Source organism: Paenibacillus chungangensis, from assembly GCF_042675905.1.
In the GTDB taxonomy this organism is placed as follows: Bacteria; Bacillota; Bacilli; order Paenibacillales; family Paenibacillaceae; genus Pristimantibacillus; species Pristimantibacillus chungangensis.
Genome location: NZ_JBHTJZ010000005.1, coordinates 200,533 through 227,477, shown reverse-complemented (window position 1 = coordinate 227,477; position 26,945 = coordinate 200,533). Strand labels below are relative to the sequence as shown.

Sequence of the window (26,945 nt, the reverse complement as noted above, 5' to 3'; positions counted from 1 at the left end):
TATTTCACGTTCTATATTCTCGCTTCGCCACAATTCACGCTAACAGCGGAAGCTGCTCATCGTCCATCGCGTGGAACTTGTAGCCGTCCTGCACATAGGCTTCGTAGAAAGGCTTCGCATGGCGGTAATAAAGCAAGTCCTCCAGATGGAAGCCGCCCATCAGATGCAGCCTCTCGACACCGCTTCTTCGCTCTTCATGCAGGCATCCCAGCTTGTGGATGCGCGATGAATCCCCCATATGAAGGGCGTACCGGATAAATTCACTGCCGCGGTCGCCGAACAAGTAATGCTCTTCATACCGATTCTTATGCATATAGTCTAACAAGCGAATATGAATGGTCGCATGCTCCTCCAGCATCCGGTACAGCTGATGGAACAGCTCCTCCTTCGTCAGCGCTCTCCGATTGTCGTAAGCAACCGACACGTTAGCACGCTGCAGCAGCTCTTCTTCGAATGCCAGCGCGAACTTGGCGCTGCTCAGCAGATCCCGGCGGCATACGGCAATCAACCGTTCGACCAGCGCCGATTCCCCCTGCTCCAGCAGCTCCAGCACATGGCCGATATAACGCTCCTCGAACAGCACCTGACCGCCTCGCTTCTCCTCCAGCTCACGGATGACCTCAGCCGTTACACGCTCATAATAATCGAACACATTTTGCCCGATATAGCCGTCGCCTTGCGCTATGCTATGCTGCGCTTCCTTCTTCAGCTTCGATCGGAGATCGTTCAACCGCTCCAGCCGGACGCGGTTCCACTGATTCAGCATCTCGAGCTCCGAGGCGTATCTCCGGTACAGGATCAACTCCGTCTCCAGCAGCAGCTTCTCCCGGCGAAGTCCGTAGACGGCATCGATATAGGCATGAATGAAGCTTCGCATATTCCGCTTGTCCATGAAGGGAACACGCGCGAACTTCAACTCCTCAGTCCGCATGGCCATCATCTTCTCCAGCTCCTCCTGGACGTGCTGTATGCTCCCCGCCAGCTCCTGCATCCGCTCGCGGACTGCGCCGATGACCACGCCATCAGCATGGTCATCATCCGTCCACTTGAAGAGATGGTAGAACGAGATTTGCGGTTGCGACTTGGCGCTTCTCTCCAGCGCCCGCTTCATCAGTCCAGCCACATCCATTCTGTCCAGCCGCTGGCCGGCCAGCTCGGCATAATGCTTCTTGAAGAACACTTCGCAGCCCTCTCCGAACAACAGCTTGCCCGCTTGCTCCAGCGACTTGCCGCGCAGGTCGTCGAACTTGCAGCCGCTGGTCATCAACCCTTTCATGTCCTCCAGCCGCTCTTCCCCCGGCACACACTCCGCAATCGTTCGCTCCAGCGCCTGCATGTCGATGCCGAACAATTGCAGCTTCTCCTTCCTGTCCAGCTCCGGGGGCGCCTGCAACCGGACTATGACGCCATCCAGCAGGTGATACAGCACTGTCAATGCGATGGCGTAAGCCGGCCTCTGCACCCTGGCAAGCCCTGCGGACACGTAGCCCATTTTGCCGGACTCCGCGCGCAGGCTATTTTTAAAGGAAGTGTTGTTGTAGCTTCCGCCGTGGTCGTTATGCTCCAGACCCCCAATGCATCGGTTCTTCAGCAGCATGATGCGGCAGATCGCTTCATAGTTCTGCCCCATTCCGCCGAGCGGCGTCATTCCCTTCTCATTGCGGTCAGACAGCAGATAGACGAGATCGAACAAAGGGGCCGGCCCGTGCGAGACGGGAATGCGCAGCCCGTCTCCCGTCATCTGGAGCGGCTCGTTGTAGGTGAACCCCGGCTGTTGGAACCGCTCCAGCTCCCGCAGGAAGGAGACTCCCGCGGCGGCCGCATAACCGAACGACTCCGTCTGCTCCCTCTCCTGAACCAAGACGAACAGGTCGCTCTGAACCGACTTGAACAGTGTGCCGAATATCGCTTGCGCAAGCAGCGCAATGTCCGGCACGAGAATGTTCATGGGATCGTCAGCGCGTATGATGACGGCCAGATGGAGGCGGTCGAACGAAGCATACATCCGGCCGTAGTCGCTGATCGCATCGTTCATGCTCCTGAGCGCACGGTTAAGCCGTCTCAGGTGGTCGCCTGCCTCATGGAAGCGCCGGCCGATCCCTCCCCTGACGTTCCTCTTGTCCAACGGCTCGTCATACAGGCCGTCAAGCGCAATGGTGAACCGGTTGGCCGATGTGTCGCCGGAACCGTCGGAGTAATCCGGGGCGGAGCCTGCGCCGCTTCCCCGTACATGGCAATAGACAACTCCTGCGTTATTCGCCCACCTGAGCGAATTGGTCTCCATCATCGGTTCAATCGCCTCGGCAATCTCATCGCCGATATAGAGAAAGACGGTAGGGTAATGAATGCTGCTCTGGTCGTCCACCGCCCCCTGCAGCCGTTGCTCGGCCACGGTATAATCTGTCGCGAATTGCTCAATCATGCCTCTCATCCTTGCTTCAGCTTTCTGCGAATGTCATGAAGCCGTGCGGTCATGCCGCGATAGAATGCGTACATCTCCTCACCGCTCGCCAGCTCCAGCTTCTCGTATTCCAGCCGCTCCCTCGCATCCAGGAACAGGCCATACAGCTCATCCAGCCTCCCGATCAGCGGGGCTGTATCCTCATTCGCCGTCAGCTCCGTCACTCTCCGGCTCGCCTTGCGCATCAGCGTGGCGAGGCTGCGCTCATCCAGAGCGCGGAAGCTGACGAACACTTCGTACTCGATGTAGTTGCCGCCCGTCATCAGATTGGCGAACGGCGGCCACGCCACTTCCTCATCATCGCGATCATAGACGAACAAGGCGCCTCGCTTGGCAATCGTATTCGTATACAATGCCTCCATGAATTGCTGCAGCCAGCGATCCTCGCTCTCATGGGCGCGCAGCACATCCTCCAGCTGCTTCACTTCAGCTGCAAGCTCATCCAGCTTCGCCAATTCCTCGCGAACCCGCTTCAGCAGCTGCGGCGTCCGGATCAGATTCTCTTGCGCCAGCTCCTCTGTATAGCTGCCGAATATATCCTGCAGCGCTTCCGTCTCCAAGCCGCCGCCGAGCAACCGCTTCAGCTCGGATGCCGCACGCTTCACCTCACCCAGATTCGGCTTCTGTCCGCTGACGTCCAGTCCCAGATCAAAGCCCTGCAGCGCATTCATCACGCTGAATGGCTTCGTCAGCTTCACGCTATAGCGGTTGCTGAGCGGATTGTCAATTCCCTTCTCCACAATGATGCCGCAGCTGACAGCGCGCGCGAAGTCCGCTCTGATCCTTGCGTTATATGTCCGCACCCGATCGTTTACATAAGTCTCTCCCCAGGATTTCTCCGGGATCGGGGAAGGCAGGTAGGTCCAGTTCTCCCTGTCGCTCTGCACAAGGTGTCGTCCGATTCCTTCCTTATCCAGAATGGTGCGCTCGTAGCTTTCCTCATACACCTTAAGCGGCGTGTACACGAACAGAGGCACGCCATTCTTCGTATTGAGCCAGAATATCCGGTTGCGCACCTCGCTCTCCTTAATCGTGAAGTGCGACTTGCCGATGGAATTGTTCTGGTAGTTGCGGATGCCGCGCAATATGCTCGGCGCTTGCTGCGGCACGGAGACGAATCCCCATGAAGGGAAGTGAAGATTGCCCGCGCTATTGCTCAGATGGAAGACGGGAATCGCCTCTTCGTCCAGCTTGCTGGCGATATGGCGCTCGACGAACTTATCGATCGGCTCGTCTTCCCCGTACTTCATGACCAGGAACTCTTCCATCGATTTTGTAATAAGATCGCCGAACTTATCGGTCAGAAATTCCGAGATGGAGCCGACGATGTCAATGTCCTGCTCCTTGATCCATAGGTTGGAGCTCTCCAGCAGCTCTCTCGTGAAGTCGCGGATCAGATCCTCGCCATCCTTGTTGTCCATGATGCGTCCGATCACATGCGAGATGTCCGGCACGCTGACGATGTTCCAGTAATAAGTCTTGTTCCCTTTATGGTCGCCGCGCTCTTCGCCGCTCGTCAGAATTTCGCCATTTTTCGCAAAGATCGTATTGAGCACATTCAATATTTCGGAGTATACGCTATACATGCGGTTGTTTTCGGCATTCAACAGCTCGTGCAAATCCTCGTAGAACTCGATCAACTGCTCCATCCGCTCCACATCCGCGCGCAGCCAGTACTCATTGATTTTGGCCTCGATATAGTTGTTTTTCTTCTTGTCCTTGGAGACGAAGGCGCTCTTCGCATCGCCCATCCGCTCCTCCGCTTGCTCCCTTGCGGCATCGATGTCGCGCGGCAGTCTTTGCAGATTCTCGCGCAGCGATTCGATATACGACAGCAGCATTTTCAGCACGCAGAAGCCTTTCTCCGTATAGATAAGCCGCGACACGTAGAAGGGACCTTGCTCCGGATGCAGGAACATCCGGCGAATATTCTCCGTGAACCCGCCGACGATCTCGCCGGGCAGCTGCTTCTTCGCTTTAATATACTCTTCGCGCGCCCTTGCCAGGAAGTTCTGCTCCAGCTCGGTGTCCATGTTGACGGCTTGCATCTTGACGACATTGCTGTAGCTGAGCCGTTCACTATGCTCATAGCCTGGCAGCGGCTCCGGCACGCGGGAGTCGAATGTCTTCATCATCGTCTCCAGGTCAACGCCCAGCTTGCGGACGAACTTCTCCACATCCTCCTGCGAAGGAGCATGACGGAACATGCCCTCCATCTTCTGGAACAGCCTGTAAGCCAGGTAAGTCGTCATCTCTTCAATAGGCAGCACCGCTGACGATGCGCCGATAATGTTGTAATCATAGTTGGCTGGATACAACTTGTTCATCTGGGCGATGTTCGTCCGGATGTTGCTAATATAGTCATGAATGGCGAATTCCTCGCCGGATTGCTTCTCCTCGCTGGATATAAAGTTCGTAATATTCTCCGCCGTCACATTCATGCAGTAATCGTAGGCGTTGTCCAGCAGCTTGCCCTCCGTATTCGTGGCGGAGATGAGATGGCACAGATTGAACGGCGGCAGCGGCGAATTGACGGACAGGATGTTGCCGTATTGCTGTCTGAACCGCTCGCCCCGGGCGTCCACATTCATCCAGTAATCCAATTCCTTCAGCGCGGCATAGCCATTCTTCTTAATGTACTCCCGCGTATGGTCGCTCAGGCTCTTGTTGGATAAATTGATGTCCGGCGTGAACAGATAACCGAGCGTATTCACCCGGTCGATGCCAGCCGCGCCATGGTCGCGTTCGATAATGCCGCGAATGATATAAGAGATATCCAGGAAGCAGCCGCTTCCCGTGCCGCCGGACAGTCCCGTCAGCAGGAATACCATCAGCTTCTTGTTCGTGCCGACGGACAGCGTCTTGATCTTCTTGTCGATGCTCTGCACGACTTGATTGATCTTCGTGAACAGCAGCAGCCTGCCCGCCTGGCGAACGCCCGCTGCGCCGTTCATCCCATCGGTAATACTCAGCTCCGGCGACAGCCAGTCCGTAATGTACGGTTCCAGAATGCTGCGGTTCTGCAGCAGTCCGCCCACTTCGGCGTTGGACAGCAGCACGAATTCATTGATGGGATCGAGGCCGATTCCCTTATACCTCTTGTTACGATCCTGCTCATTCGTCTCGAATGCCAGAAATTCCACGTTATCGGGCTTGTCCCGCTTCCGCTTGGAGATCGGGTCCTCCGGCAGCTTGAACCTGCGGTTAATCTGATACTTCAGGCGGAGCAGCGCGTCTATTCCCGTACCGCCAAGCCCCACGATCAGAATAGGATTGTCGATCGTATCGACCCTGATCTTCTCGCTGACGATTCCTCCGCCTAGCGACACGTCGAGCTGTTGAATATGTTCTCTTACGATTGGTTTCATGGGTACATACCTCCTGGAATATGTGCCTGCGGCAATTTATACGAGATATTCGATATGAACGGTCTTGTCCACTTGTGTCAACGAAATGGCAATCCGGTCACCGCTCTTTAGCACAAGCTCGCTGCCTGCAGCCGCAGCTCTACCGAATTTCTCCACCGTGCAGGCCGATCCGTTGATCAGCTTCAGCTTATCGCCGTCGGCAGGCTTGAACAGAATCTTCTCCGTCTCCTTGAACTCGGGAGCCAGCTGCAGCAAGTGATGCAGCTGGAATTTCCCCTTGAAGTGGCTTAGCCGCTTGTATTGGGGCGAGGACTTGTCGCCTGTATTCTCGTCGCGGATTTCAATGACGATCTGTCCGACGAAGCCTCGGCTTCTCTCCTTCATGATCCGATAGACGAAGTACGCAGCGGCAAGAAGCACGATAGCCCCAACTGCGGCGATGATGATGCCGGTATACGATGTGCTTTCCTTGACTTCTTCATCCGGCTTCGATGCAGCGGTTCCTCCGCCCGACGAAGCCGATATGGCCATCGTCTCGCTTTCTCGGAAGAAGCTCTGCTCCTCGGCCCGCACGGTAATCTCGTAATCGTGGCTATCCGGCAGCTTGTACGAGCCTTCGAAATAATCGCCCGCAAGCTTCATCGATATTTGTTCCATCTTGCCGTTCGTTACATCCTTGACGTTCATAACGGCGCTCATGTTGCGATACTGCGCGCTGTCGCCCAGACGCTGGCCCCCGCTGGCCAAGTAAGCTTGCAGCTTAACTGTGTCACCCTTGGCGAAGCTCTTCTGCCCTAGCGGCTCCAGCTCCAGCGTCAAGTCGTAGTTGAAAATGAGATTGATATCGATGTTATCCTGTGCAACGCCCTTCACTTGCAGCGTCCAGTCGCCTTGCGCCGGCCTGACGATCTTAATCAGGGAATAGCTCTTCGACTTGGCAAGCAGCACGTCTTGCGAAGGGATGGCCACCGCATTGCCGGACGGATCAGCCAGCTTCACCTCCACCGGCTGCTCCGACATAATGGAGATGTTCGCCTCCAGCACATTGCTGTTCGGAACGGTCACCTTCACATTCTGATAATCGCCGTCAGCCGTGAAGGAATCCACGGGCACGATATTCAACTCCAGATGGCTAGCGAATATCTCGCTCAATATGCGGGGCAGATCGTCCGCAGAGGATGTGACGAACGATTTGCCGCCCGTCTGCTCCGCCAGTTGCTCCAGCGCAGCCTTGTTTAATTTGCCGTCTGAGTTCAGGCCAATTGTATAGATCGGAATGTCAAGGTCTTGCGCCGTGCCGATCGCCTTCTCCATCTCCCGGTCCGACTCCGCTTCCGTCCTGCCGGACTTCGGATCCAGCGAGTTGTTGCCGTCCGCAAGCACAATGATGATCGGCTCCCGTCCCGCATCGCCGCCGTCGGTCAATACTTGCACCGCTTCCTTCACGCCGACCGCGATATCGGTATAGGAGCCACGGTTCAGACCGTCAATGAACGCCTTCAGGTTCTCCTTGTCTTCCGGGGAGTCGATCTCCAGCAGCGCCTTCTCCCGTTCGATCTGATCGGTATAAGCAACGACGCTCACCCGGTTCCCTTCCTCCGACAGCATATCGATGAACATCTTCATCGCTTCGTTGCCGATCTTGTTCCGGTCGCTGTCCGCCATGGAATGGCTCACATCCAGCACCAGCACGGCGTCCATTCCGCCCCCTTCTCCGGAGGCAGACACCGCCGGCAGGCTGCTGAGTAGCATGAGCAGGCATAATATAAAAAGGGTAGCTGCGTGTTTGAATCGGTTTCGTATCGTCATGTTCGTCCTCCTTGGTCGCATCGCCGACAAATAGATTGATAGATTGCTAGATAGATGGATTACACGGCTCCCCGAGATGCGGGACTGCTGGGTATAGCAGAATTGGTCATGGCGTAGTTTCATTTGGTATACTAAAATCAAGTATACTTTATGAACTTCCATAAATCACTTTTTTTGTCATCTCAGGGAGGGTCTACACACATGGTTATATACGTTATTCTGGGACTAAAGGTTCTACTCATCGCATACTTGACACTCCGTTACCGTCTGCAAATGAAACAAGCTCCTTCGCAGGAGCAGCTTGGCAGACTGGTGCTGTCTATATCGAAACGAGGGCAAAGCGACGTATGACGATCAAAAAAACACCTGTCACTTTGCGTCCTTATAAACGTGTCCAAGAATCATACCAAAAGCTCAAAATATGCCGAAAATGCCGATCGTTCACCGTACTTGGCGAAAGGGCATGCCCTTCTTGCGGCAAGCAGACACTTGTCCCCGTCGAGAAGTACGCTGCCACAAAGGTGACCCGCTCGCATTGGCGTTCAAGGGCGCTGCTGCTTCTGCTGCTCGGCGCTGGTCTTGCTTTCGCTGATGTGCTATGGGAGAGTATCCTGCTTCTAGTTGTCGGCATCGCTTTACTATATCTATTATTGACGATGCAGAAGCGCGCGACCCCTGCACTTCATCGCATTCAGCTTGAAAAATGTTTCATCCGGCATCAATCCGGATTGGCAGCCGGCCTGAATCGAGACCATCAATCTGCTGTTGAAGTGTTCCAGCAGGGGGACAAGCCTCGTACGTACGAGATGTTGCGCGAGATCGGCTCGCTTGTGCAGAACGACAGGCTGAGGATGGAGCAAATTATGCTGCTGCAGACGTTCCGGCTGCGCAAGGATATGGATCTCATGCTGGAGCCGCTGCTGATGGAGAGCTTCAACGCCGAGCTCGTTGCCTATATCGGCGAGATCGCCAGAATCAGGCGCGATCTGATCAGAGAGAACACGTTCCGCTACATGCTTCAGCACGAATCGCAAATCATGAAGCTGCCGAACGGCAATGCCATTATGGCGCTGGTCGCCGGCGCTGCCGTCCGCAAGCAGAGATACATGAAGCTGTATCCGTACTTGCTCCTTCGCTATGCGCGGCTGCTGCCCAAGGAACGCTTCTTAAGGCTGTATCGCTACGTCCAGGTCCAGGGCCATGCTACGTCCTCCACGCCGCTGCGCGATGAAGTGATGCGCATCTACGAGGAGAAGTACAAGTGGGACCCCGATTTCGAAGTGCAACCCGGCTGACAGCCAGCTGCGAAAGCTTGCAATGGGACTCCGTTCTATTCAGCATACCGCGGCTGTCATGGATCGGAATCCAGCCCGGGTCGTATTGCCAGACTCGACCTTGGTCTAGCTTATGCCAGGCGCAATAGGCCTTCCTGCGAGCCGTGTGAACCGCTTGCGGGAAGGCCTATTTTCCAATGATGTTTGAGACGGAGCGAGGTGTGCGCAATTTGAATGCGAGTAATGTCAATGCGAGTAATGTCAATGCGAGTAATGTGATTGTGCGCAATGTGAGCGATAGAGCACGCAATTTCTCTCATTCCCGATCGCTGTTCTCACGTTCAATTTCCTCTTCTTGCCTCATGCAACATGAGAACAATTGTATTTTATGCAACTATATTCACTGTAGATTGTCACACGTATTCAATCAAATGGATTTCATGTAACTAATTAAACCGGATTTTCATTAATCCTTAACCAGGAGCAATAATAACTGTATGTTTTCCACTTATCGCTTCATAATATTCAATTCCAACCAATTTAACTTCTATAAATCCATTAGTAATCCTATAACCCCCACGAGTGCCAGCCCATATCATCCCCACCCTCATTTCCAGTCATCAAATCAGCATGTCCTCCTCATCTCAGAAGCCTGTAAGTGCAAAATTACCTCGAACCTCAAAAACTAAAAAACTCGAAAACTCACCTGTAAACTCCAACTAGTCCATATCAATCAATATTAAAGCCTTTCTATTTCTTCTCTAATACTTCACTTTCCATATCACAATCTATATAAATTTGATATATCGCGGTAGTCTATACAAAAAATCTATGCCATTTGTGAATGCTGGTATATAATTGATGGAAGTGACGAAGAACGTCCTCTTTCATCTTTTCGATGAACGGAGGGCGTTTTTTCATTTTAATACGAGGAGTGAATTGAGGCGTATGAGTGATTTCGAGCAAGCACATCAAGCATTCATTGATTATCATCTAAGCAAACGTAAAGGAGAACGCAAGAACCGATTGGAACGAGGACATAATCATGCAGAAAAGTTATTCATAAAAAACGTATGGTGGAAGCTTAAAGGTCATTTGGATCAGCTTCATCCGGAGTTTGAAGTCGTTGATTGGCGCGGTTGGCCATACTTTGCCGACTTCGTATATTCACCAAAGTTATGGAGGATTCTTATTGAAATTAAAGGATTCAGAACACATGTCGAAGAGATGGATCGAGAAAAGTACAGCAATGAGTTAAAAAGGGAAGCATTCCTTTACGGAATGGGATACCACATTGTCTCATTTTCATATGACGATGTCGCAAATCGGCCTGATCTATGTATTTTTTTGCTGCGCACAATACTAGCCAGATTCGAAACAGCCAACGCTAACATCAAACCAATCCATTTCGCAGATAAAGAGATCATAAGATTTGCAGCGTTTTTAGCGCGACCTGTAAAGCCTATCGAAATGGCACGCTACTTCTCCATTGACCACCGTACGGTGATTCGCCATTTGCAGAGGCTTTGTAAGAAGGGATGGCTCCATCCGGTAATTCAAGAGAAAGGACAACGAGTGACGAGATATAAACTAACGAAGGAAGGGCTAGAGAGTGGTTTGTTGTAAAGAGTAGAGGATATCAAGGGATGTGCTGCATAATGCAAATGGATTTTATGTAATTAGATTGATTAAATTCACTGTCAATGAAGTACTAAATGGATTTCATGTCATTATTTTCTGCAGAACAGACTTAGAACGACTAAATCACGAATAACAACTGTATCTTTTCCATTTATAACAGTGTCGAACAATAGATTTGTTAATAATAGATGTATAAAATCCAGTTATTCAGCGGGTAGTGGGGGTTGTAGGGGGAGGGGGGCGACGTTGTGGATGTAGCGTGGGGGCGACGTTGCGGATATAGCACGGGGGCGACGTTGCGGATATAGCGCGGGGGGCGGCGCAGCGGATAGTTATGTAGTGTGATTAAGTCTCGAGTGCCGAACAGCATCTGAGCTGCAACACAGTGCTCAGAAGGAGCTAACACAGTGCTCAGCAGGAGCTAACACAGTGCTCAGCAGGAGCTAAGACAGAGAGCGGGCGTCTAGACGCCCGCTCTCTGTCACTAAACATCTTCTCCCCGCACAATATGATCCAGCACGGCTCCTGGAGCAAACAATCGCGCAATGCTCTCTTCCACTTCCGGGTCGGGCACGAGCGGCGGCGCTTGATGCGGCTTACGGCGCGCATCGATAATTACATTGTCGCAGCCCCAATGCTTGAAGGTGTAGCCGCTATTGACGCCATACATATCATGGGACGGATTGCTGCGCGTGAAGGTCGCCCACAGGAAGTTATCGAATGTAGCACTTAGAAAATCACTGTCGTCGCATACGACGATCATTGGACAATCCGGCATGCCTCCCGCCGCTTCAATTGCCACACTCAACTGCTCCATCTGTTCCCCTGCAGACTCATAGTTCGCGAAAGCGCTCCCCTGCAAGGCGACGACACCCGGCATGACGAGCCGCGGCTCGGTAAGGTACGGCAAGGCCAGCCCCTTCAGCACTTCCGGCACTTCTCCACAAAGCTCTCTGACCGGTTCGCCAACCGCCGCGAAGATGACCTTGCTTCCCTGATTCAATCCTGTGCCGGAGTAATCCAGCGTGTCAATGGTCGTATTCGTCTGGAAATGCAGATCGCGCTGCAAATTGATTCGTTCCAGTATGTAGCCCAGAAAGCGCGGCATATCATGCGTCGTCAACGGTTGTCGTTCCTCTGCAGCAATAAACAAATACTTCGCCAAGCTGAGCTGTCCAGTGCCCAGTATCCGGTTCGCAATCGTCAGAAGCTCAGCCGGCTGCTTCACCTGCTGATACGGTGTATATCGTTCGCTGCCGATCGCGAACAACAGCGGATGGACACCCGCGGCGTCTACCGCATGCACTTCCTTAGCGCCTTTAATCTCCTGCTTGATCGCAGAGCCGGTCAGCTCATGAATAAGCGCGCCGAACGATGTGTCTTCCTGAGGCGGCCTTCCTACGACAGTGAATGGGAAGATCGCCCCTTCCTTCGCATACACCTTGTGAACCCGCATAACCGGAAAGTTGTGGATCAAACTGTAATAGCCGAGATGGTCGCCGAACGGTCCCTCCGGCTTCGTCTCGTCGGGATAAATCTCTCCTGTAATGACGAAGTCCGCATCGTTGCTGATGCAATGGCCTTCCACATAGCTGTAACGGAAGTTGCGTCCCCCTAGCAGACCGGCGAAGGTTAGCTCACTCATGCCTTCGGGCAGCGGCATAACGGCCGACAGCGTGTGCGCAGGCGGACCGCCGATGAAGCAGCTTACCTTAAGCGGTTTCCCCAATTTGTTCGCATGATGTTGATGAACGCCGATCCCTCTATGAATTTGATAGTGAACGCCGACTTCCTTATTCAACTCATACTCATTGCCTGTAAGCTGCACGCGGTACATGCCCAGATTGGAATTCATGATGCCCGGCTTGTCCGGGTCCTCGGAATAGACCTGGGGCAGCGTGACGAACGCTCCGCCGTCCATTGGCCAGCTTTTGATCAGCGGCATATCGCTAATCGCTATTTCCCTGAATCCGGATGGAACGGACTTTTTGATCGGCAACGCCTTGCTGGCCGCCACTCCCGTGCCAAAGTAGCCGATCGGATTCCTCAGCGCCTTCATAGGATCATTGCGCAGTGCGATGACTCCCTGCACCTTCTCGAACGTATCGCGGAAGATGAACTTGCTTCGCTCAATCGTGCCGAACAGATTGGATACAGCTCTGAATTTGGAGCCCTTTATGTTCTGGAATAGCAGCGCAGGTCCCCCTGCTTCATATACCTTCATGTGGATAGCGGCCATCTCCAGATCGGGATCGACCTCTTCCCTAATTCTGACCAAGTGACCGTGCTTCTCCAGATCGATTATACATTCTTCTAAAGTACGGTAGCCCATGCAATCGTTCTCCTCCAGCTATCATGATAGTACAAATTATCAATGATCCTGGCGCTAAGGTCAAATGTGACGATAGTTTAACAGTTAGACGCAATGTTCTGAATCGGCAGCAATTGTCAAGGTTTGTTCCTATATTCGATCCGTATCTAGTGTTAGAATGGAATCAATCAAATACTACATGCATAGGGGTCATTCATTTGCAAACACATCCCATTCGCTTGCTGCGCATAACCGGACTGATGGACGGGATCTCTTTATTGATCTTGCTTGGCATTGCCATGCCTTTGAAATACGTATGGGGATTCGACAAGGCCGTATCCATCGTCGGAGCCATTCATGGCGGAATCTTCATCCTATATGCAATCGCCATCTTGTATGCAGCCATTCGAGTCAAGTGGAGCTTGCTGTGGCCAGCCGCGGCCATGCTTGCAGCCTTCATTCCACTTGCCAACTTTATACTGGAATGGCAACTGAGAAAAGCTCAAGACAAGTTCACTGTGAAGCCTTTCAACTACGCGGTGCTGGTGTATAGTATCGTCTTTTTCTCATTTTTCGATTTGTTCTCTCAATTGCCGGTCATGAGCACCTTCGCCACTTCTGTCGGAGCAACCTCATTCATCGCCGGCTTCGTCATCGGCATCTATTCGTTGTCCAACACGCTCGGCAACATTATATCCGGTATTCTAACGGACAAGACCGGACCATTCAAAATATTAATGGCGGGACTGGTGCTCTCTAGCGCTTCCCTGCTGCTGTACCATCTGGTAGATCAGCCGGCGATCCTGATTGCTGTACGCATTATTCACGGCTTCGTTGCCGGATTGATTGTGCCTGCGGCGTTCACCTTCTCCGCGAACACAACGAAGCAAAATCAGCAAGGAAAGAAAGTGGCCAATATCGGTTCATTCGTCGGTCTGGCCGCCGTCATCGGTCCTGCATTCAGCGGAATTATGGCGAGCAAAACATCCGTGCCGGCCGTTTTCACATTCGTCGCCGTACTAGGCTTCTCACTTGCGGTTCTGGCCGCAATCTTCCTCGGCAAGCATGAGCCTATGAAGAAGACGGAGGGCAACACTAGCAGCGTGAACGGCACCTTCATGAATACCGGGATGCTGAAAGCGTTCGGAGGCGCATTCTTCCTCATGTTCTCACAAGGCGTTATCGCCTATCTGCTGCCGCTTCATGTGCAGGAGCTGGGTTACGATTCCCGCATGAGCGGCACGCTGATGAGCACCTTCGGCATTATTGCCATTATCGTATTCGTGCTGCCTACGAACCGCATATTCGATCGTGTCGCGCCGTCGCTGACAATGGGGGTAGGCATGGGCTTAATGGGAATCAGCCAGCTACTCATCAGTCAATCCGCAACAACACTTGCGCTTTACAGCGTATTGGGATTGTACGGGATAGGCTTTGCATTTCTGTTCCCTTCTATTAATACGATGCTTATCCAGTCGACGCCTCCAGAACTGCGCGGGAAAGCATACGGCTACTTCTATGCTTTCTTCTCGCTTGGCGTCGTGGCGGGATCTACCGTGCTAGGCTGGCTTACGCTTAGCATCGTACAAGAATTCATGTGCACAGGCGTCGTACTGCTCTTGTTCGCCGTTCTGTTCGGCTGGAATCGACGGAAACTGGCTGTGAATACGCAGTAATACCAAATGTCAATTGAATAGGGATAACACAACTGGTTGCCGATGCCATTAACTGCTGATAGCGTCGGCAACCAGCATACCGGACAACGTGACAAGCGGGGTACCTCCGCCGGGGTGGGTCGTTCCTCCAACGAACCATAAGCCATCCAGGTCTCCCCGGTTGGAAGGACGGAAGAACGTCTGACGCGCACTATTCGACGAGATGCCATATATCCCTCCGCGATAAGCAGACGTATCTGCTTCCAGTTGCACCGGCGTATAGATCTGCTTGTAGTCCAGCAATGCCGTCAAGCCTTGGAGCCCTGCTCGCTCCAACTGCAGCAGAAGACGCTCGCCGTAATCTTCCCCGGTGAGCATATGCCGATTCTCTTCCGTCACATATGGCGCATTCGCCAACAGGAAGAGATTGCTGCAGCCTTCGGGCGCCATGCCGGTCTGAGAATGGCCGGAATGACATACATAGATAGCCGGTTCTGTCGGCAGCCGCTTCCTCCGGAATATATCATCGAACTCTGAGCCGTACCCCTCCGGGAAAAACACCGTATGATGAAGAAGTTGATCATATACCTTCCGAACACCGGCCACCATCGCATAACCCGACAAGGATGGCTCCAGCTTCTTCATTCTGCGATCACGTAAAGACGGTCGTTGCCGCTCGGTCAGCAGTTGTGATGCGGCGGACAGAACATCTCCGTTCGCAATGACTAGCTCGGCGCTGTAGTCGCCACAGTCGCTGGAGACCCCTGTTACTCTGCCCTTACTGCTGTTAATAGACGTCACCTTGCAACCAAAATGGAACAAAACCCCGAGCTCTTCTGCGAGCTTGCGCATGGCCGCAACCAGCTCATAAGTGCCGTCACGCACACTATAAACACCCAGCTGCTGCTCTAAATAGGGCAGCATTGCGAAGATGGCAGGCGCTTGATACGGCGATGAACCGACATATGTAGCGTAACGTCCAAGCATAGCGAGCGTATTGGGATGAGTGAAATATCGGCTTAGCAGCGACTGGTAATTCGTCGTGGGGCGAACCGAGAGAAGTCCGGCAAGCAGACGCATATCCGCTTTCGCACGCCAATGATGAAGCAAGCGATTCAGGAACAGCGATTCGGACGTATCGTACAGCCGCTTGGATTCCGTCATGAACGATCTGTACATTCTCGCATCCTTCGGGCTGTAGCGGGCAATCTGCTCCTCCATAGCCGTCAGGTCACTGGTGAAATCAACCGCATGACCGTCTGCGAACAAATTGCGTGTGCTCGGCTCCAGCCGTTCCAGACGTACATAATCTGCTAATTGTCTGCCCACTGAAGAGAACAGACGATGAAAGACATGGGGCATTGTAATGGTGCTGGGCCCTCGATCGAACCGGTAGCCATTCCGTTCCATACGCTGCAGCTTGCCGCCGGCTTCCGCTTGCTGCTCCAGAACGATGACCTCGAATCCTCTGGCTGCGAGCGATATTGCTGCTGACAAACCGCCAAGCCCTGCTCCTATTATGACTACACGCTTCATTACGAGTAGCTCCTCCCCTTCCATTCATAGCCATCCCGCTTGCCGGAACTTCGCCAAGAACTGAGCGCCAAGGCGCATAGAACGCCGATACTGAGTGGTAGAAAAGCAGCGAACCATGCAGGTTGTCCACTGCGCATGTCGATTGTCAGCTTAATGACTAGTCCAAGCATCCAGCCTGCGAGTGCGGCAAATAGCTGCCCATTCACACCGTCATCGGAAGCTCCAATCGTCTGAGCGGCAATTTCCAGAAGAAACGCCAGTGGTGGTACAAGATATAGAGTTCCGTATAAAAGAACAATAGCGAACAACAAGTACGGATTTCGCCCCACCCCTTCGTAAATGTTCTTCTTGTACCCGCTCCAGACCTCTTTCGAATTCGTATACATGCGCATGGACACATACTCCCTCACGTCAGCGAGCATCACTGGCTCTCCTGCTCGTTTCATCGCCTTCGCAAGCTCCACATCATCAACCAGACGATCACGCACAGCTTCATGACCGCCCATAGCGGCATAGCTGTCGCGATGCACCAGCATAAATGCGCCATGTGCAGCTGCGAATCTGTCGTCACGCGAAGTGCGAACCATCCGCACTGGCAGATGGCAGGCGATCGTGAACATCATCATCGGCACGATAAGACGCTCAAGCCAAGAACCTGTGATCTGATGCGGGAAGCCCGTCACCAAGCCTCTGCCTTGCCGCACTGCGGCAGCCATTGCAGCTTCTACCGCGCCTGGTTTCAATCTGGCGTCAGCGTCCAGGAACAACAGCCATTCGCCGCTTGCTTCACTTGCCAACTGATGGCAAGCGAAGCATTTGCCGGTCCAGCCTGGCGGCAGCGCATCACCCGCCACATAGTGTATCCTCCCATCCATAATCGCCGCTTCCCTGACAAGCGCCGCAGTACGGTCAGTAGACCCGTCGTCCAGCACAATTATTTCCACCTCGTGATCTCCGGCGGCAACAATCGCCGCGCGGAGGCATTCCGCTATATTCCCTTCTTCGTTGCGGGCTGGAATCAATATGGACAGCGTGGCGCCCAGCCTTCCGCTCTGCTCCATACGCGGCAGCTGGGACAGATTCCATAGAACGAACAGCCATTGCGCGAATAGACAGACTACGATCAGCCAGAGAATGGATTCCAACTCGCAAGCCTCCTTCTCATGCTTTCATAGCGGCCGCTAGTGCTTGAGCTGGCCTGGAGAATTGTCCGGTAGCCTTCCATGACTCCGCCGTCGGCAGTAATGGAATTTTGCCGTTGCTCATCCAGTTGACTCTCTATCGCAACTTGCAAGCGGCTAACGATTGCTTTGCGCCCGAGCCCTTGCCAATCCAGCAGTAACTCGTCTCCGAACCGCAGCGTTACAACAGGCTTCTGCTCCTTGCTCATCGCATAGTAAGCGGTAACAGGCTTAACGGCGGCTGAAGGGCATCGCTCTAGCAAGAAGCCGACACCAGACTGGAAGGATAACGGCCTGGCTTCCAGATGCCTGATCTCTCCCTGGGGGAACAGCCATACGCCATGTCCCTGCATGAGCAAGCTCTGCGCATACCGCAGCGATTCCGCAACGCCTCGCAGCGTAGACTTGTCGATCGAGAATGCGCCGAGCCTTCGGAAGAAGGTGAACTTGGCAAGCTGCTTCTCATCCATCATAATGTAATGCTTCCTATTCCGGGATAGACGAGTGAAAACATGATAGGCAATGATTCCATCCCACCATGAGCTGTGATTCATCACGTACAATAGCGGTCGCCCTTCTTCTTCACAATCCGGTGTACCCATGACGGACACGCTATTGATATAACGGGGTAGCAATATACGCTCATTATAGATCGCGAACAAGCGGCTGAACCGTTCGCTTCGATTCGCTGTCATCATAACGCAGCATCCCTTCCGCAACAATCGCCCCTATTATGGCTATTACAAGAGGGATAACAAGTCCCTCCTTCATGCCCAGCAAGCCGAACATCATCAGCATCGCCTGCAGCAGTCTTGCTGCACGGCGGCGAACGAGCAGGGACGATGTTCCGACAGGGAAGGCAAGCGAGCACATGCCTGCAATGATGACCCAGCTTATAAAATTAGCAAGCGGAACGCCATAGAATCCGCCATCATGGTCCCATAACCAGAAGCCTCGAGCATAAGCCACCGGGTCCAGCACCAGATCGAACACGATCGTCCAGCAGCCGACCAGCAACGCTCGTCTCCATCGGGAAACGTGCCTGAATAACAGGATGATATTCAGCATAACGCCTACCCATGCGCAAGCAATTGCGAGCGGGACACCGCCAATTCCGAACCCTAGAACCGACGTATAAGCATACTCTCCGAAAGGCCATCCCGTCGTTACACCGATATATTCTATCAGGAAGGTGACCAGACCGATGATCGCTGCTCTTCCCAAGCGGACTGCTCTTCGTTCACCTATGCCTCGCTCGATGTCCAGCGCATAGACGGCGTAGAAGAGCAGGAACAGTCCGTTGGAGAACGACAGCCACCCTGGCACGCCGACTGTCAGCATGAGAACAAGGCCTGTGGCATACCAGAACCAGAATAAACCGCGAATTGTCATACCGCACTTTCCTTGTTGCGCTTACTCAACTTAGCATATTTCTTCTTAATTCCCTGGTATATTCTTACTTTCGTAAAGGGACTGACATAAGCTCGTCTCGTATATACGTCGTAACCGTTAGCCTTTACCGCGTCCAATATCGCTTCGTAATACCGGGCTGCCAATTCGACAGAGAAGCCGCTGGAGGCAGGATAGGAAGCGATATCCGTCAGTCCTTGACGGAACCACTGGCGCGACAGATCCTCCAATCGGTCGATTAACCGTTTGAAAGGCGCATTGATGACGCCAGCCCGGAAGCTGTCCAGCTCATACCCCGCTTCCGTCAACCATTGCAGAGGAATGTATCGCCGACCGCGCTCCCGATCCTCCCCGATGTCGCGAACGATATTGACGATCTGCATCGCTTTCCCAAGCTGAATGCCCGACTTCACGACCGCATCGTCCGGCGAATCATGGAGAACGGGGAGCAACATCTCCCCGACCGTGCCCGCTACGAGATAACAGTATTCTTCCAGTTGTTCCATCGTATCGTATTGGGTAAGCGTCAAGTCTCTCCGCTGGCCTTCCATCTGCAGGTAGAACGGCTGCTTGCCAATTGGGAATGTGTCGAACAGCCAGCGCAGGGAAGGCCATATGAAGTGGCCGGATGCAGTGTCCAGCGCATCGAACCTTGATTTCAGTTCATCCAGTGAATAGGGAGCTCGCTCCGGCTCGTCTACTGCATCGTCAATCATGCGGCAGAAGGCGTAGATGACGAATACCGCTTCCTTCCGAGGACTCGGCAAGTAACCGAACGCTTTATGAAATGTCGACGAACCTTGTCTAATCATCTCCTCGCAGCTAGCCAAGCTTTCTGCTATTGCCATGGGAACACCTCTCCTTTAACAATTGATTCGCAAGCAATCTAGCCCCTTGCATAACGATCGGAATGCCTCCGCCTGGATGAACGGATGCACCGACCGCATACAGCCCTTCGATATCGTAAGGCACGATCTGCGGCCTGAACAGCGCGGATTGCGACAGTGTAGGCGCGATGCCGAAGCTTCCTCCCTGATATAGGCCTTCCAGCACCGCATCTTGCGGCGTTCGAACCGATTGCCAGCGTATCGCGTCTCGTAGTCCGGGGAAGCCTCTCTTCTCCGCTTCTTCCAGCACTTTCGCAATGAGCTGAGGCGTCTCGGTCACCCAATCGACCTTGCCTTCCGGCGGAGCCGGAATGAGCATATACATGACGCTCTCTCCATCCGGCGCGACATCCGAATCGATCGCCGAAGGATAGAACACATAGAAGGAAGGATCGTTCGGCATTCGCCCTTCTATGAATATCCGCCGCAAGCTTCCTGTCAGAGAGTCTGGAAGAAAGAACTGGTGAGCGGCGGCATCTTCATATCGGCGATTCAGACCCAGGTACAGCAAGACACAGCCGGACGATGGCTTGTAGCTTTTTACCGGGGGCTTCTTCACTCCCTGGGGGAACAGTGTAGACAGATGAGGGAAGTCACCGTTATAGACGACAGCATCGAATTGCCGTTCGTCTCCCCCAACGACGATTCCAGTACAGCGGCGACCCTTGGTGATAATCTTCTCTACGTAGGCATTCCGGTATATCGCGACGCCTTGCTTCTCCATCTCTTCTTCCATGACGTTCACAAGACTCGCGTATCCCCCTTTCAAATACCATACACCGAATGCGTGCTCCGCATAAGGAAGCAGAGCATATAGCGAGGGAGACTGGAACGGCGCACCGCCAATATAAAGCGTCTGCAAGGAGTATGCGTCTATAATTCGCTCATCCTTGAAGTAACGAGATACCTGCTTCCGTACGCTTGAGTAGGCTCTGAACTTTAACAGCAGCGACAGATTGGCCCAGTTAAAGAAGTCTCTTCTCCTTAAGAACGGACGACCAAGGAGAGAGGACTGGCCTTGCTGGAACAGTGGACGCATATCCTCCATAAAGGAACGGAACCCTTTCCCTGCGCCGGGACTTAATGATTCCAGTTCCTCAGCTTGCCGGTCTGTGTCACGCCACTTGCGCAGAACGGTACCGTCAGCATAATGGATATTGTACATAGGGTCACAGGGCAGCAAGGGAAGCTTATGTCGGCTTATGCCCGCTTCTTCCATAATGCCTAGCAGCGTCTCCGGCAGAAGTACGATAGTCGGTCCCTGATCGATCTTGTAGCCTTCCCCCTCTTCATAAGCGAGTCGGCCGCCCAGCCGGCTTCCCCTCTCGAACACCGTCACATCTAGGCCTTGTCTACGGAGCAGCAGCGCTGAGGTCATCGCCCCGATTCCCCCTCCGATGAATGCTACCTTCATGCTCTCGCCCCCTTGCCTTCTTCAGTCAATCGCCATCCTCTGCGCAATCGGGAAGCCGTCTCTCTGTCTTGCTTCATAAGCAATCCTGCGCTGATACGGGCTGATTCGAATATCGTAGGCAGTCCGCTACCGGGATGCGTACCTCCTCCTACAAGCCAGCAGTTGCGAAGTTCGTCGAATTGGTTATGCGGTCTCAGCATCATCATCTGGTCAAGCGAATGGGCCAGATTAAAGGTCGCGCCGCGATAGACCCCGTATTGATCACGCCAACCTGCAGGCGTCAGCGAGGCTTCCACTTCGATATCGCCGCTCAGCCCGGCCAATTCCGGCAGTCTCTCCAGCCTTGCCAGGACTGACTCGCGAACCGTCGCTTCCTTATCGCGCCAATCAATACTCGCTGTCATATTCGGCACGGGCATCAGAACGTATAGCGCGCTCTTGCCTTCTGGGGCAAGCGTAGGATCGTTGGCAGCGGGATTATGAACATAGACGGATGCATCGCTTGACAGCGCTCCGTTCGACATGATGTCTTTCACATTGCTCCGGTAATCGTCTGCGAACAGAATCGTATGATGCGGAAGAGACACTTTGCGGTTAACGCCGAGATACAGCATGTAAGTGGAACAGGAATACTTCTTCTCGGCCAGCTTGGACGGGGCGAACTTCTTCAGATCGCCCGGCTGGAACAGCGTATTCATGGCGGTAGCGAAGTCTGCGTTGATCACAACATGATCGTATTCCCGCCGCTCTCCATCCGGCAACTCGACACCGACTGCCTCTCCGTTCCGAATTAGCACTCTCTCTACCGGCGTTGATGTATGAATAACTCCTCCGTATTCTGCGATGACTTGAGCCATCGCGTGACAGATCCTGTTCACGCCTCCTACGGGATGATGCAAGCCGTATCGGTGCTCCAGGAAGGATAGAATCGTGAACGTGCCGGGACATTCCCAAGGACTCATGCCTAGATATTTGGCTTGAAACGTAAAGGAATAAATTAATCTCTCATCGGTGAAGTAACGAGACAATCGATTGTATACCGAATCAGTCGCATGCAATTTCGGCAGAGCCGCAAGCACGTCACGAGCAACATAGTCCCACGGCTTGCGGAATGGACGTTGCAATAGCGGAGACACCCGGCGAAACTTCTCTTCTTCTTCCCTCATAAATCTGCGATAACCCGCTCCATTGCCTGGAAATAGCATCTCGATTCGATCCACCATCTCCTCTTGATTTCTTGTGGGCCGAAAATCGGTGTCGCCGAATTGAAGCCGATAAAGGGGATCTAAATCAATCATGGTTACATAATCGTACAAGGAACGCCCAACGGATTGAAAGATCTCTTCTAGCAAATGAGGCATCATAAAAAAGGTAGGACCGAGGTCGAACCGGTAATCACCTAACTCCAAACGCGACGTCCTGCCTCCAATCGTCTGCTGCATCTCGTAGACGGTCACATCATAGCCATTGCCGCTCAATAGCATGGCGGCCGCCAGACCGCCTGGCCCCGCACCGATCACTGCTATTTTCCCTCTGCTCATACCTATCCCCCCTTACCATCTTAACATTATACAAACATTATACATAATGTGCGATGAAAGAATCAAGACAATTTAGAAATACGATGACAAAACCATTGATCCCACGATTCTATACTAGGCGGAAGTAACCAGGACGAGTACGGCCGAGGAAGTCCGCTGAAGCCGTGTCCGCCCAGTACGAATTCCAGATTCGGCAATCCCGCCGCCAGTCTGTCGATGAACAAGATCGTCTGTTCTTGCAGAATCTTGTTCGTTAAGGAGATGCAAGCCATATGCACGTTGTGCGACGCGATTATCGTATGAAGACCGTCCTCCGGCGTATCCGGCCCCAGATAGAACACCTCTAACCCCCGTTTCCGAAGAAATAAGGAGAAAATGAGAAGGCCAGCATGATGATGCTCGCCCGGCGGGCAGAACGCAATCGCTCTGGGCAATGCGGCATTGACCGGAAAGACGGTAAAAAAACGGAAACAGCGTTGAATGACAAATTGTGTAATATAATGCTCTTGCGCCACGGATATGAGACCTTGCTCCCATTCATCTCCGACTCTGATCATAAGCTGAACCAATATGTTGTAAACCATCGCTTCATAGCCGAACATTGTAAACCCGATCTCTACTAGAGTATGAGCTTCGTCCGTCCTGAATTCGCTTAGCAGCACGTAAAGCTTCTCCAAATACTCTTGTTGGCTTCCGATTAACGCATCGTCGCCATCAGTTATTCCAGGATCGCCGAATTCGAGAGAGACTCGCTTGCGAGCCCTGTGCTGCTTAAGAAGCTCCACGGCTCGGCTAATAGGAACCCCATTGTTCTCCGTCTGATCCTTCAGCCACCTCAATTCCTCTAGTTGCTCGGCGTTGTAAAGCCTGTAACCCGAGTCTGTACGCGACGGCACGACCGCATTATATCGGTTCTCCCAAGCTCTGAGCGTCACTGAAGGTATGCCAAGCTTCTCAGACACTTGTTTGATGGTATACATGATCTCATCACTCTCTTCCCCATAATGATCTCTCCACCCTGCGAAGGCGATAACGATTATATCGCTGAACGATAATGAACGGCATATTTGCCGCTATTGCATATACGATGATTATCATGTCGGCGACAGCATCGTTCCATACGAAGAAAAGCGGCGCAAGCGCCAAGGTTAACCAATGCGTCCATTCCGCCCTCCTCGTCTCCAGCAAAAAACGGGAAATGTAATCCGATTGCCGCGAACTCAGCTCCCGCTTCACAAATCCTCTCTTGAACCACGCGCCTCCGTCTGGCAGCCGTTCCTTCCACTTCTTCACGAGCAGCTTCTCTTCATACCAAAGCTTCTCTCTGGCAGAAGGCTCGATTAATCCGGCAACAAAGGGACTACGCGGTTCAGTAAACCAAGATAGAGGCATTCGGCTGAACAGATAAGATACGCCTAGATGAATAAGCAGCCATCCAACAACGTTCCATAGCAAGAGCAGTTCGTCCGACATTTTCATCTTCGGTTGCGCCCCCAGCCTACGGGCAATGCCCGTCCTTTCCAGCTATTCTGACCGAGTCCGCAACTGAGAAGAATGGAGTAGGCAAAGACGAGCAAATAAGCTGCCAAAGGAACGGGATACAGCAGCGCTGTATACAGTCTGAAGTTTCCGATCCTTCTTACTAATATAGCGAGTTGGCACGCATAGAGGGCATAGAAGGAACAGCCTAAACAGAACAAAGCGACATTATGATGTATCAAGCCGGATATTCCGATAGCGGGTCCACTCCCCGCTCCTGCAATCCATACAATGATGGAGCCAAGTCTTAACGGCTGCGTGCGAGCGGCTCCGGAAGCGAAGCTCTTCGCCCATCCTCTAAGCAATTCCGCGCATCCACCTGAATACATGCGAAATGACATCATCCCTTTGCCGATTCGATTGCTTACCGCAAGACCCAGCCCCGACACGATGCCGCTCATCGTAAAGTGCTCTAGTACAGACGAGCGCACCGCCTCATGTCCTCCCGACTGAAAGTAAACAGCTCTGGCCAATGCCAGACAAGGGCCGAAGGCGCCTGCTTTATACCAGTTGACCAGCTTCCCTGACGTTCTGTCATTGCCTGGCCCCACACTCATCAAGACGATGAGATTAAAGAAAGCCGACAATTGCTCATACGGCTGTCTCACGATGTGATAAGGCTGTACTGTCAGGATGCCCAATCCCTCTCTCAGATTACGATCGGCAAGCATGCTCTCCAGCGCAGTCTCCGCCAAGCAGATATCCGCATCCAGGAATATAAAATAGTCGCCTTTCGCATGCCGTGCGCCTTGCCAGCAAGCCCAGCTCTTCCCAATCCAACCCGCGGGGATCTCACCCGGTTGTACGACGTCAGCACCCCAGTCGCGAGCAATTTCGGCTGTGCTGTCGCTTGATCCGTCATCCACCACAATTACTTCATAGGGCGGCATTGTCTGATTCCTCAGCGATTGAAGGAGACTTGGCAAATTACGTTCCTCGTCGCGGGCCGGAACGATGATTGACACCTTAACGCAAGTTCTGCGGCGCGGGTAGGAACTGGTCGCTTCCGCTCTTCTATATCCCGCCATTAGAATGAAGCCGCACAGTATACCGGCTGCCAGCAATAATATATTCATCTCCAAGACTCCTCACCGCCTTCTTCAAGCTTTTCAATCAGCATTATTGCCCAACTCGTATGGTGACAAACCCGAAGGCATTACGTTTAAAATAGCGGATTGATGGCATAAATGAATGAAAGAATGAATGCAAATGAAAAGTAGGATACAAACATTATACAAATTCGCGGGTAATATCACTATTTTGTATAAGGTGCGAGCAGAAGTCAACTCCAAATCATAAATATCTAGACGAAAAGGAGCAGATAGAAAAATGAAAAGCAAAACAATCGTAATCGGCGGCGGGATTGGCGGAATGTCAGCTGCAATCAGACTCGCCGCAGACGGCCATCATGTCACCCTTCTGGAGAAAAACGAACGTGTAGGGGGAAAGTTGAATATTCGTGCAGGAGAAGGCTTCACCTTCGATACCGGCCCATCCATTCTGACAATGCCCTGGGTGCTTGAACAACTGTTCGCCAGCGCGGGACGCAAGTTGTCTGATTATGCGCAGCTGATTCGCGTTGAACCGCAATGGAGAACCTTCTACGGAGATGGCGTCACGATTGATGTCACGAGTGATCTACCCGAGATGCTGAACCAAATGCAACGGATATCTTCGGGCGATGCAAGCCAATTATTGGCTTACCTGCAATATTGCCAGAGAATGTACGAGGCAAGTTGCAAGAGCTATTATAGCCACAGCTTGAGCGGACTCAGCGAACTCCGGTCTCTGCATACCCTCAAGGAGCTCATGGCGCTAGATCCGATGAGGTCCATGAATCAAGGCACCGCCCGCTATATAAAGGACAAGCGCCTTCGCCAGCTGTTCGACTTCTTCGCCATGTATGTCGGCTCTTCTCCTTATGCCGCACCGGCCGTGTTGTCCCAGCTTGTCTATGTCCAGCTTGGTCTTGGCATTTATTATGTCGAAGGGGGCATGTACAACCTAGCAAGAGGGATGCTTAAGCTTATGGAGGAGCTGGGAATAGAGGTGCGAACCGGTTGTGAGGTCGAGAGTCTTCTTGTATCAGACTCCAGCGCGTCTGGAGTGAAGCTGGCGGACGGATCAATCGTGCAGGCGGATATAATCGTATCCAATCTGGAAGCAATCCCCGCATATAACACCATACTGCGTTCGCATCCCCGCTCGGAAGAAGCAGCAAGAAATCTGACCAGATACAAGCCGACTGTATCGGGACTCGTTCTGTTGCTGGGGGTGGACAGAAGCTACGAGCAATTGCTGCATCACAACTTCTTCTTCTCAGACAATCCGGAGAAGGAATTCCGCGACATCTTCGAGGAAGGGGTGCCTGCGTCCGATCCTACCATCTACATCGGCGTATCTGAACGAAGTGATCCTTCTCAAGCGCCACAAGGCATGCAGAACCTGTTCGTTCTTACGCATGTCCCTCCGTTGAAGGATGGAGAGAGCTGGACGTCACACCAATCGGAATACAGGGAGATCGTTCTAGATAAGCTGGAGCGTATGGGACTGAGCAACCTGCGCGAGCATATCCGATACGAATCTTCCTTTATTCCCGATGACTTGCGATCACTATACGGCTCTAACGGAGGTTCCATCTACGGCGTGGCGACAGATCGCAGGCTGAACGGAGGCTTTAAAATCCCGAGCAGAAGCGAGCTCATACGCAACCTATATTTCGTAGGCGGCTCTACCCATCCAGGAGGGGGCGTTCCCATGGTGACGCTATCCGGACAACTCACGGCGGATTTGATTAAGGAAGATTGGGGAACGGGCATTCAATCGATCGGATAGCAAAGACACCTCCATTCCTATTCAAGCAGGCTTGGAGGTGTCTTTAACGTCTCGCCAAATCAATGCGTCTACTCATTGTCGTA

The 26,945-nt window shown here is 52.8% G+C and carries 19 protein-coding genes; 5 read left to right on the top strand and 14 right to left on the bottom strand.

Annotated features, from left to right (window positions below; genetic code table 11):
• Positions 1–34: 34 nt before the first annotated feature.
• The 3 genes from ACFQ2I_RS03460 to ACFQ2I_RS03450 are packed head-to-tail and all read right to left on the bottom strand — an operon-like array spanning position 35 to position 7,638.
• Positions 35–2,422 (bottom strand): transcription initiation factor TFIID, encoded by a 2,388-nt coding sequence (locus ACFQ2I_RS03460; RefSeq protein WP_377562206.1) that lies wholly within the window; start codon positions 2,420–2,422, stop codon positions 35–37.
• A gap of 5 nt (positions 2,423–2,427) precedes the next feature.
• Positions 2,428–5,829 (bottom strand): tubulin-like doman-containing protein, encoded by a 3,402-nt coding sequence (locus ACFQ2I_RS03455; RefSeq protein ID WP_377562205.1) that lies wholly within the window; start codon positions 5,827–5,829, stop codon positions 2,428–2,430.
• Between the two features lie 36 nt (positions 5,830–5,865).
• Positions 5,866–7,638 (bottom strand): vWA domain-containing protein, encoded by a 1,773-nt coding sequence (locus tag ACFQ2I_RS03450; protein ID WP_377562204.1) that lies wholly within the window; start codon positions 7,636–7,638, stop codon positions 5,866–5,868.
• 201 nt (positions 7,639–7,839) lie between these two features.
• Here ACFQ2I_RS03450 and ACFQ2I_RS03445 point away from each other — a divergent pair, with 201 nt between their 5' ends.
• From ACFQ2I_RS03445 to ACFQ2I_RS03435, 3 genes are all read left to right on the top strand, one after another.
• The gene (locus ACFQ2I_RS03445) at positions 7,840–7,989 is read left to right on the top strand and encodes a hypothetical protein (protein ID WP_377562203.1); all 150 of its coding nucleotides are present in this window, start codon (positions 7,840–7,842) and stop codon (positions 7,987–7,989) included.
• Positions 7,986–8,933, top strand: coding sequence for a hypothetical protein (locus tag ACFQ2I_RS03440; protein ID WP_377562201.1), 948 nt, complete (start codon positions 7,986–7,988; stop codon positions 8,931–8,933). The genes ACFQ2I_RS03445 and ACFQ2I_RS03440 overlap by 4 nt, the downstream gene beginning before the upstream one ends.
• Before the next feature lie 927 nt (positions 8,934–9,860).
• Complete coding sequence (locus tag ACFQ2I_RS03435; RefSeq protein ID WP_377562200.1) at positions 9,861–10,538, top strand: hypothetical protein; 678 nt, start codon at positions 9,861–9,863, stop codon at positions 10,536–10,538.
• A gap of 499 nt (positions 10,539–11,037) precedes the next feature.
• Here ACFQ2I_RS03435 and ACFQ2I_RS03430 read toward each other — a convergent pair whose 3' ends face one another.
• Positions 11,038–12,885 carry a UbiD family decarboxylase gene (locus tag ACFQ2I_RS03430; protein WP_377562198.1) on the bottom strand — a complete coding sequence of 616 codons (1,848 nt, stop codon included), beginning with the start codon at positions 12,883–12,885 and terminating at the stop codon, positions 11,038–11,040.
• A 197-nt stretch (positions 12,886–13,082) separates the two neighbouring features.
• Between ACFQ2I_RS03430 and ACFQ2I_RS03425 the strand changes: the two genes are divergently transcribed.
• Entirely contained in the window at positions 13,083–14,540 is a 1,458-nt protein-coding gene (locus ACFQ2I_RS03425) for an MFS transporter (protein ID WP_377562196.1), read from the top strand.
• Between the two features lie 48 nt (positions 14,541–14,588).
• On the opposite strand, the gene ACFQ2I_RS03420 is transcribed toward ACFQ2I_RS03425, so the two are convergent.
• The 10 genes from ACFQ2I_RS03420 to ACFQ2I_RS03375 form a co-directional block, all read right to left on the bottom strand.
• Positions 14,589–16,055, bottom strand: coding sequence for a phytoene desaturase family protein (locus ACFQ2I_RS03420; protein ID WP_377562195.1), 1,467 nt, complete (start codon positions 16,053–16,055; stop codon positions 14,589–14,591).
• Positions 16,055–17,200 carry a glycosyltransferase gene (locus ACFQ2I_RS03415; protein WP_377562194.1) on the bottom strand — a complete coding sequence of 382 codons (1,146 nt, stop codon included), beginning with the start codon at positions 17,198–17,200 and terminating at the stop codon, positions 16,055–16,057. The genes ACFQ2I_RS03420 and ACFQ2I_RS03415 overlap by 1 nt, the downstream gene beginning before the upstream one ends.
• Positions 17,179–17,934, bottom strand: coding sequence for a lysophospholipid acyltransferase family protein (locus tag ACFQ2I_RS03410; RefSeq protein ID WP_377562192.1), 756 nt, complete (start codon positions 17,932–17,934; stop codon positions 17,179–17,181). The genes ACFQ2I_RS03415 and ACFQ2I_RS03410 overlap by 22 nt, the downstream gene beginning before the upstream one ends.
• Positions 17,882–18,628 carry a carotenoid biosynthesis protein gene (locus ACFQ2I_RS03405; protein ID WP_377562191.1) on the bottom strand — a complete coding sequence of 249 codons (747 nt, stop codon included), beginning with the start codon at positions 18,626–18,628 and terminating at the stop codon, positions 17,882–17,884. The genes ACFQ2I_RS03410 and ACFQ2I_RS03405 overlap by 53 nt, the downstream gene beginning before the upstream one ends.
• Positions 18,625–19,494, bottom strand: a complete 870-nt coding sequence (locus tag ACFQ2I_RS03400) for a phytoene/squalene synthase family protein (protein ID WP_377562190.1) — start codon at positions 19,492–19,494, stop codon at positions 18,625–18,627. The genes ACFQ2I_RS03405 and ACFQ2I_RS03400 overlap by 4 nt, the downstream gene beginning before the upstream one ends.
• The gene (locus tag ACFQ2I_RS03395; RefSeq protein ID WP_377562189.1) at positions 19,469–20,947 is read right to left on the bottom strand and encodes a phytoene desaturase family protein; all 1,479 of its coding nucleotides are present in this window, start codon (positions 20,945–20,947) and stop codon (positions 19,469–19,471) included. The genes ACFQ2I_RS03400 and ACFQ2I_RS03395 overlap by 26 nt, the downstream gene beginning before the upstream one ends.
• Positions 20,944–22,488, bottom strand: a complete 1,545-nt coding sequence (locus ACFQ2I_RS03390; protein WP_377562188.1) for a phytoene desaturase family protein — start codon at positions 22,486–22,488, stop codon at positions 20,944–20,946. Before ACFQ2I_RS03390 ends, ACFQ2I_RS03395 begins: the two co-directional genes overlap by 4 nt.
• Before the next feature lie 62 nt (positions 22,489–22,550).
• The gene (locus tag ACFQ2I_RS03385) at positions 22,551–23,468 is read right to left on the bottom strand and encodes a MerR family transcriptional regulator (protein WP_377562187.1); all 918 of its coding nucleotides are present in this window, start codon (positions 23,466–23,468) and stop codon (positions 22,551–22,553) included.
• Between the two features lie 7 nt (positions 23,469–23,475).
• Positions 23,476–23,967, bottom strand: coding sequence for a glycosyl-4,4'-diaponeurosporenoate acyltransferase CrtO family protein (locus ACFQ2I_RS03380; protein WP_377562186.1), 492 nt, complete (start codon positions 23,965–23,967; stop codon positions 23,476–23,478).
• Positions 23,964–25,103, bottom strand: coding sequence for a glycosyltransferase family 2 protein (locus tag ACFQ2I_RS03375; RefSeq protein WP_377562185.1), 1,140 nt, complete (start codon positions 25,101–25,103; stop codon positions 23,964–23,966). The genes ACFQ2I_RS03380 and ACFQ2I_RS03375 overlap by 4 nt, the downstream gene beginning before the upstream one ends.
• A gap of 253 nt (positions 25,104–25,356) precedes the next feature.
• On the opposite strand from ACFQ2I_RS03375, the gene ACFQ2I_RS03370 reads away from it, so the two are divergent.
• Positions 25,357–26,862 carry a phytoene desaturase family protein gene (locus tag ACFQ2I_RS03370; protein WP_377562184.1) on the top strand — a complete coding sequence of 502 codons (1,506 nt, stop codon included), beginning with the start codon at positions 25,357–25,359 and terminating at the stop codon, positions 26,860–26,862.
• Positions 26,863–26,945: the final 83 nt, after the last annotated feature.

Excerpts from the sequence above, each read along its gene's own strand:
- ACFQ2I_RS03370 (WP_377562184.1), top strand. The coding sequence starts at position 25,357 with ATGAAAAGCAAAACAATCGTAATCGGCGGCGGGATTGGCGGAATGTCA.
- ACFQ2I_RS03440 (WP_377562201.1), top strand. The coding sequence starts at position 7,986 with ATGACGATCAAAAAAACACCTGTCACTTTGCGTCCTTATAAACGTGTC.
- ACFQ2I_RS03445 (WP_377562203.1), top strand. The coding sequence starts at position 7,840 with ATGGTTATATACGTTATTCTGGGACTAAAGGTTCTACTCATCGCATAC.
- ACFQ2I_RS03450 (WP_377562204.1), bottom strand. The coding sequence starts at position 7,638 with ATGACGATACGAAACCGATTCAAACACGCAGCTACCCTTTTTATATTA.
- ACFQ2I_RS03390 (WP_377562188.1), bottom strand. The coding sequence starts at position 22,488 with ATGAGCAGAGGGAAAATAGCAGTGATCGGTGCGGGGCCAGGCGGTCTG.
- ACFQ2I_RS03395 (WP_377562189.1), bottom strand. The coding sequence starts at position 20,947 with ATGAAGGTAGCATTCATCGGAGGGGGAATCGGGGCGATGACCTCAGCG.
- ACFQ2I_RS03400 (WP_377562190.1), bottom strand. The coding sequence starts at position 19,494 with ATGGCAATAGCAGAAAGCTTGGCTAGCTGCGAGGAGATGATTAGACAA.
- ACFQ2I_RS03420 (WP_377562195.1), bottom strand. The coding sequence starts at position 16,055 with ATGAAGCGTGTAGTCATAATAGGAGCAGGGCTTGGCGGTTTGTCAGCA.
- ACFQ2I_RS03385 (WP_377562187.1), bottom strand. The coding sequence starts at position 23,468 with ATGTATACCATCAAACAAGTGTCTGAGAAGCTTGGCATACCTTCAGTG.
- ACFQ2I_RS03460 (WP_377562206.1), bottom strand. The coding sequence starts at position 2,422 with ATGATTGAGCAATTCGCGACAGATTATACCGTGGCCGAGCAACGGCTG.
- ACFQ2I_RS03435 (WP_377562200.1), top strand. The coding sequence starts at position 9,861 with ATGAGTGATTTCGAGCAAGCACATCAAGCATTCATTGATTATCATCTA.
- ACFQ2I_RS03380 (WP_377562186.1), bottom strand. The coding sequence starts at position 23,967 with ATGAAAATGTCGGACGAACTGCTCTTGCTATGGAACGTTGTTGGATGG.
- ACFQ2I_RS03430 (WP_377562198.1), bottom strand. The coding sequence starts at position 12,885 with ATGGGCTACCGTACTTTAGAAGAATGTATAATCGATCTGGAGAAGCAC.
- ACFQ2I_RS03410 (WP_377562192.1), bottom strand. The coding sequence starts at position 17,934 with ATGATGACAGCGAATCGAAGCGAACGGTTCAGCCGCTTGTTCGCGATC.
- ACFQ2I_RS03405 (WP_377562191.1), bottom strand. The coding sequence starts at position 18,628 with ATGACAATTCGCGGTTTATTCTGGTTCTGGTATGCCACAGGCCTTGTT.
- ACFQ2I_RS03455 (WP_377562205.1), bottom strand. The coding sequence starts at position 5,829 with ATGAAACCAATCGTAAGAGAACATATTCAACAGCTCGACGTGTCGCTA.
- ACFQ2I_RS03375 (WP_377562185.1), bottom strand. The coding sequence starts at position 25,103 with ATGAATATATTATTGCTGGCAGCCGGTATACTGTGCGGCTTCATTCTA.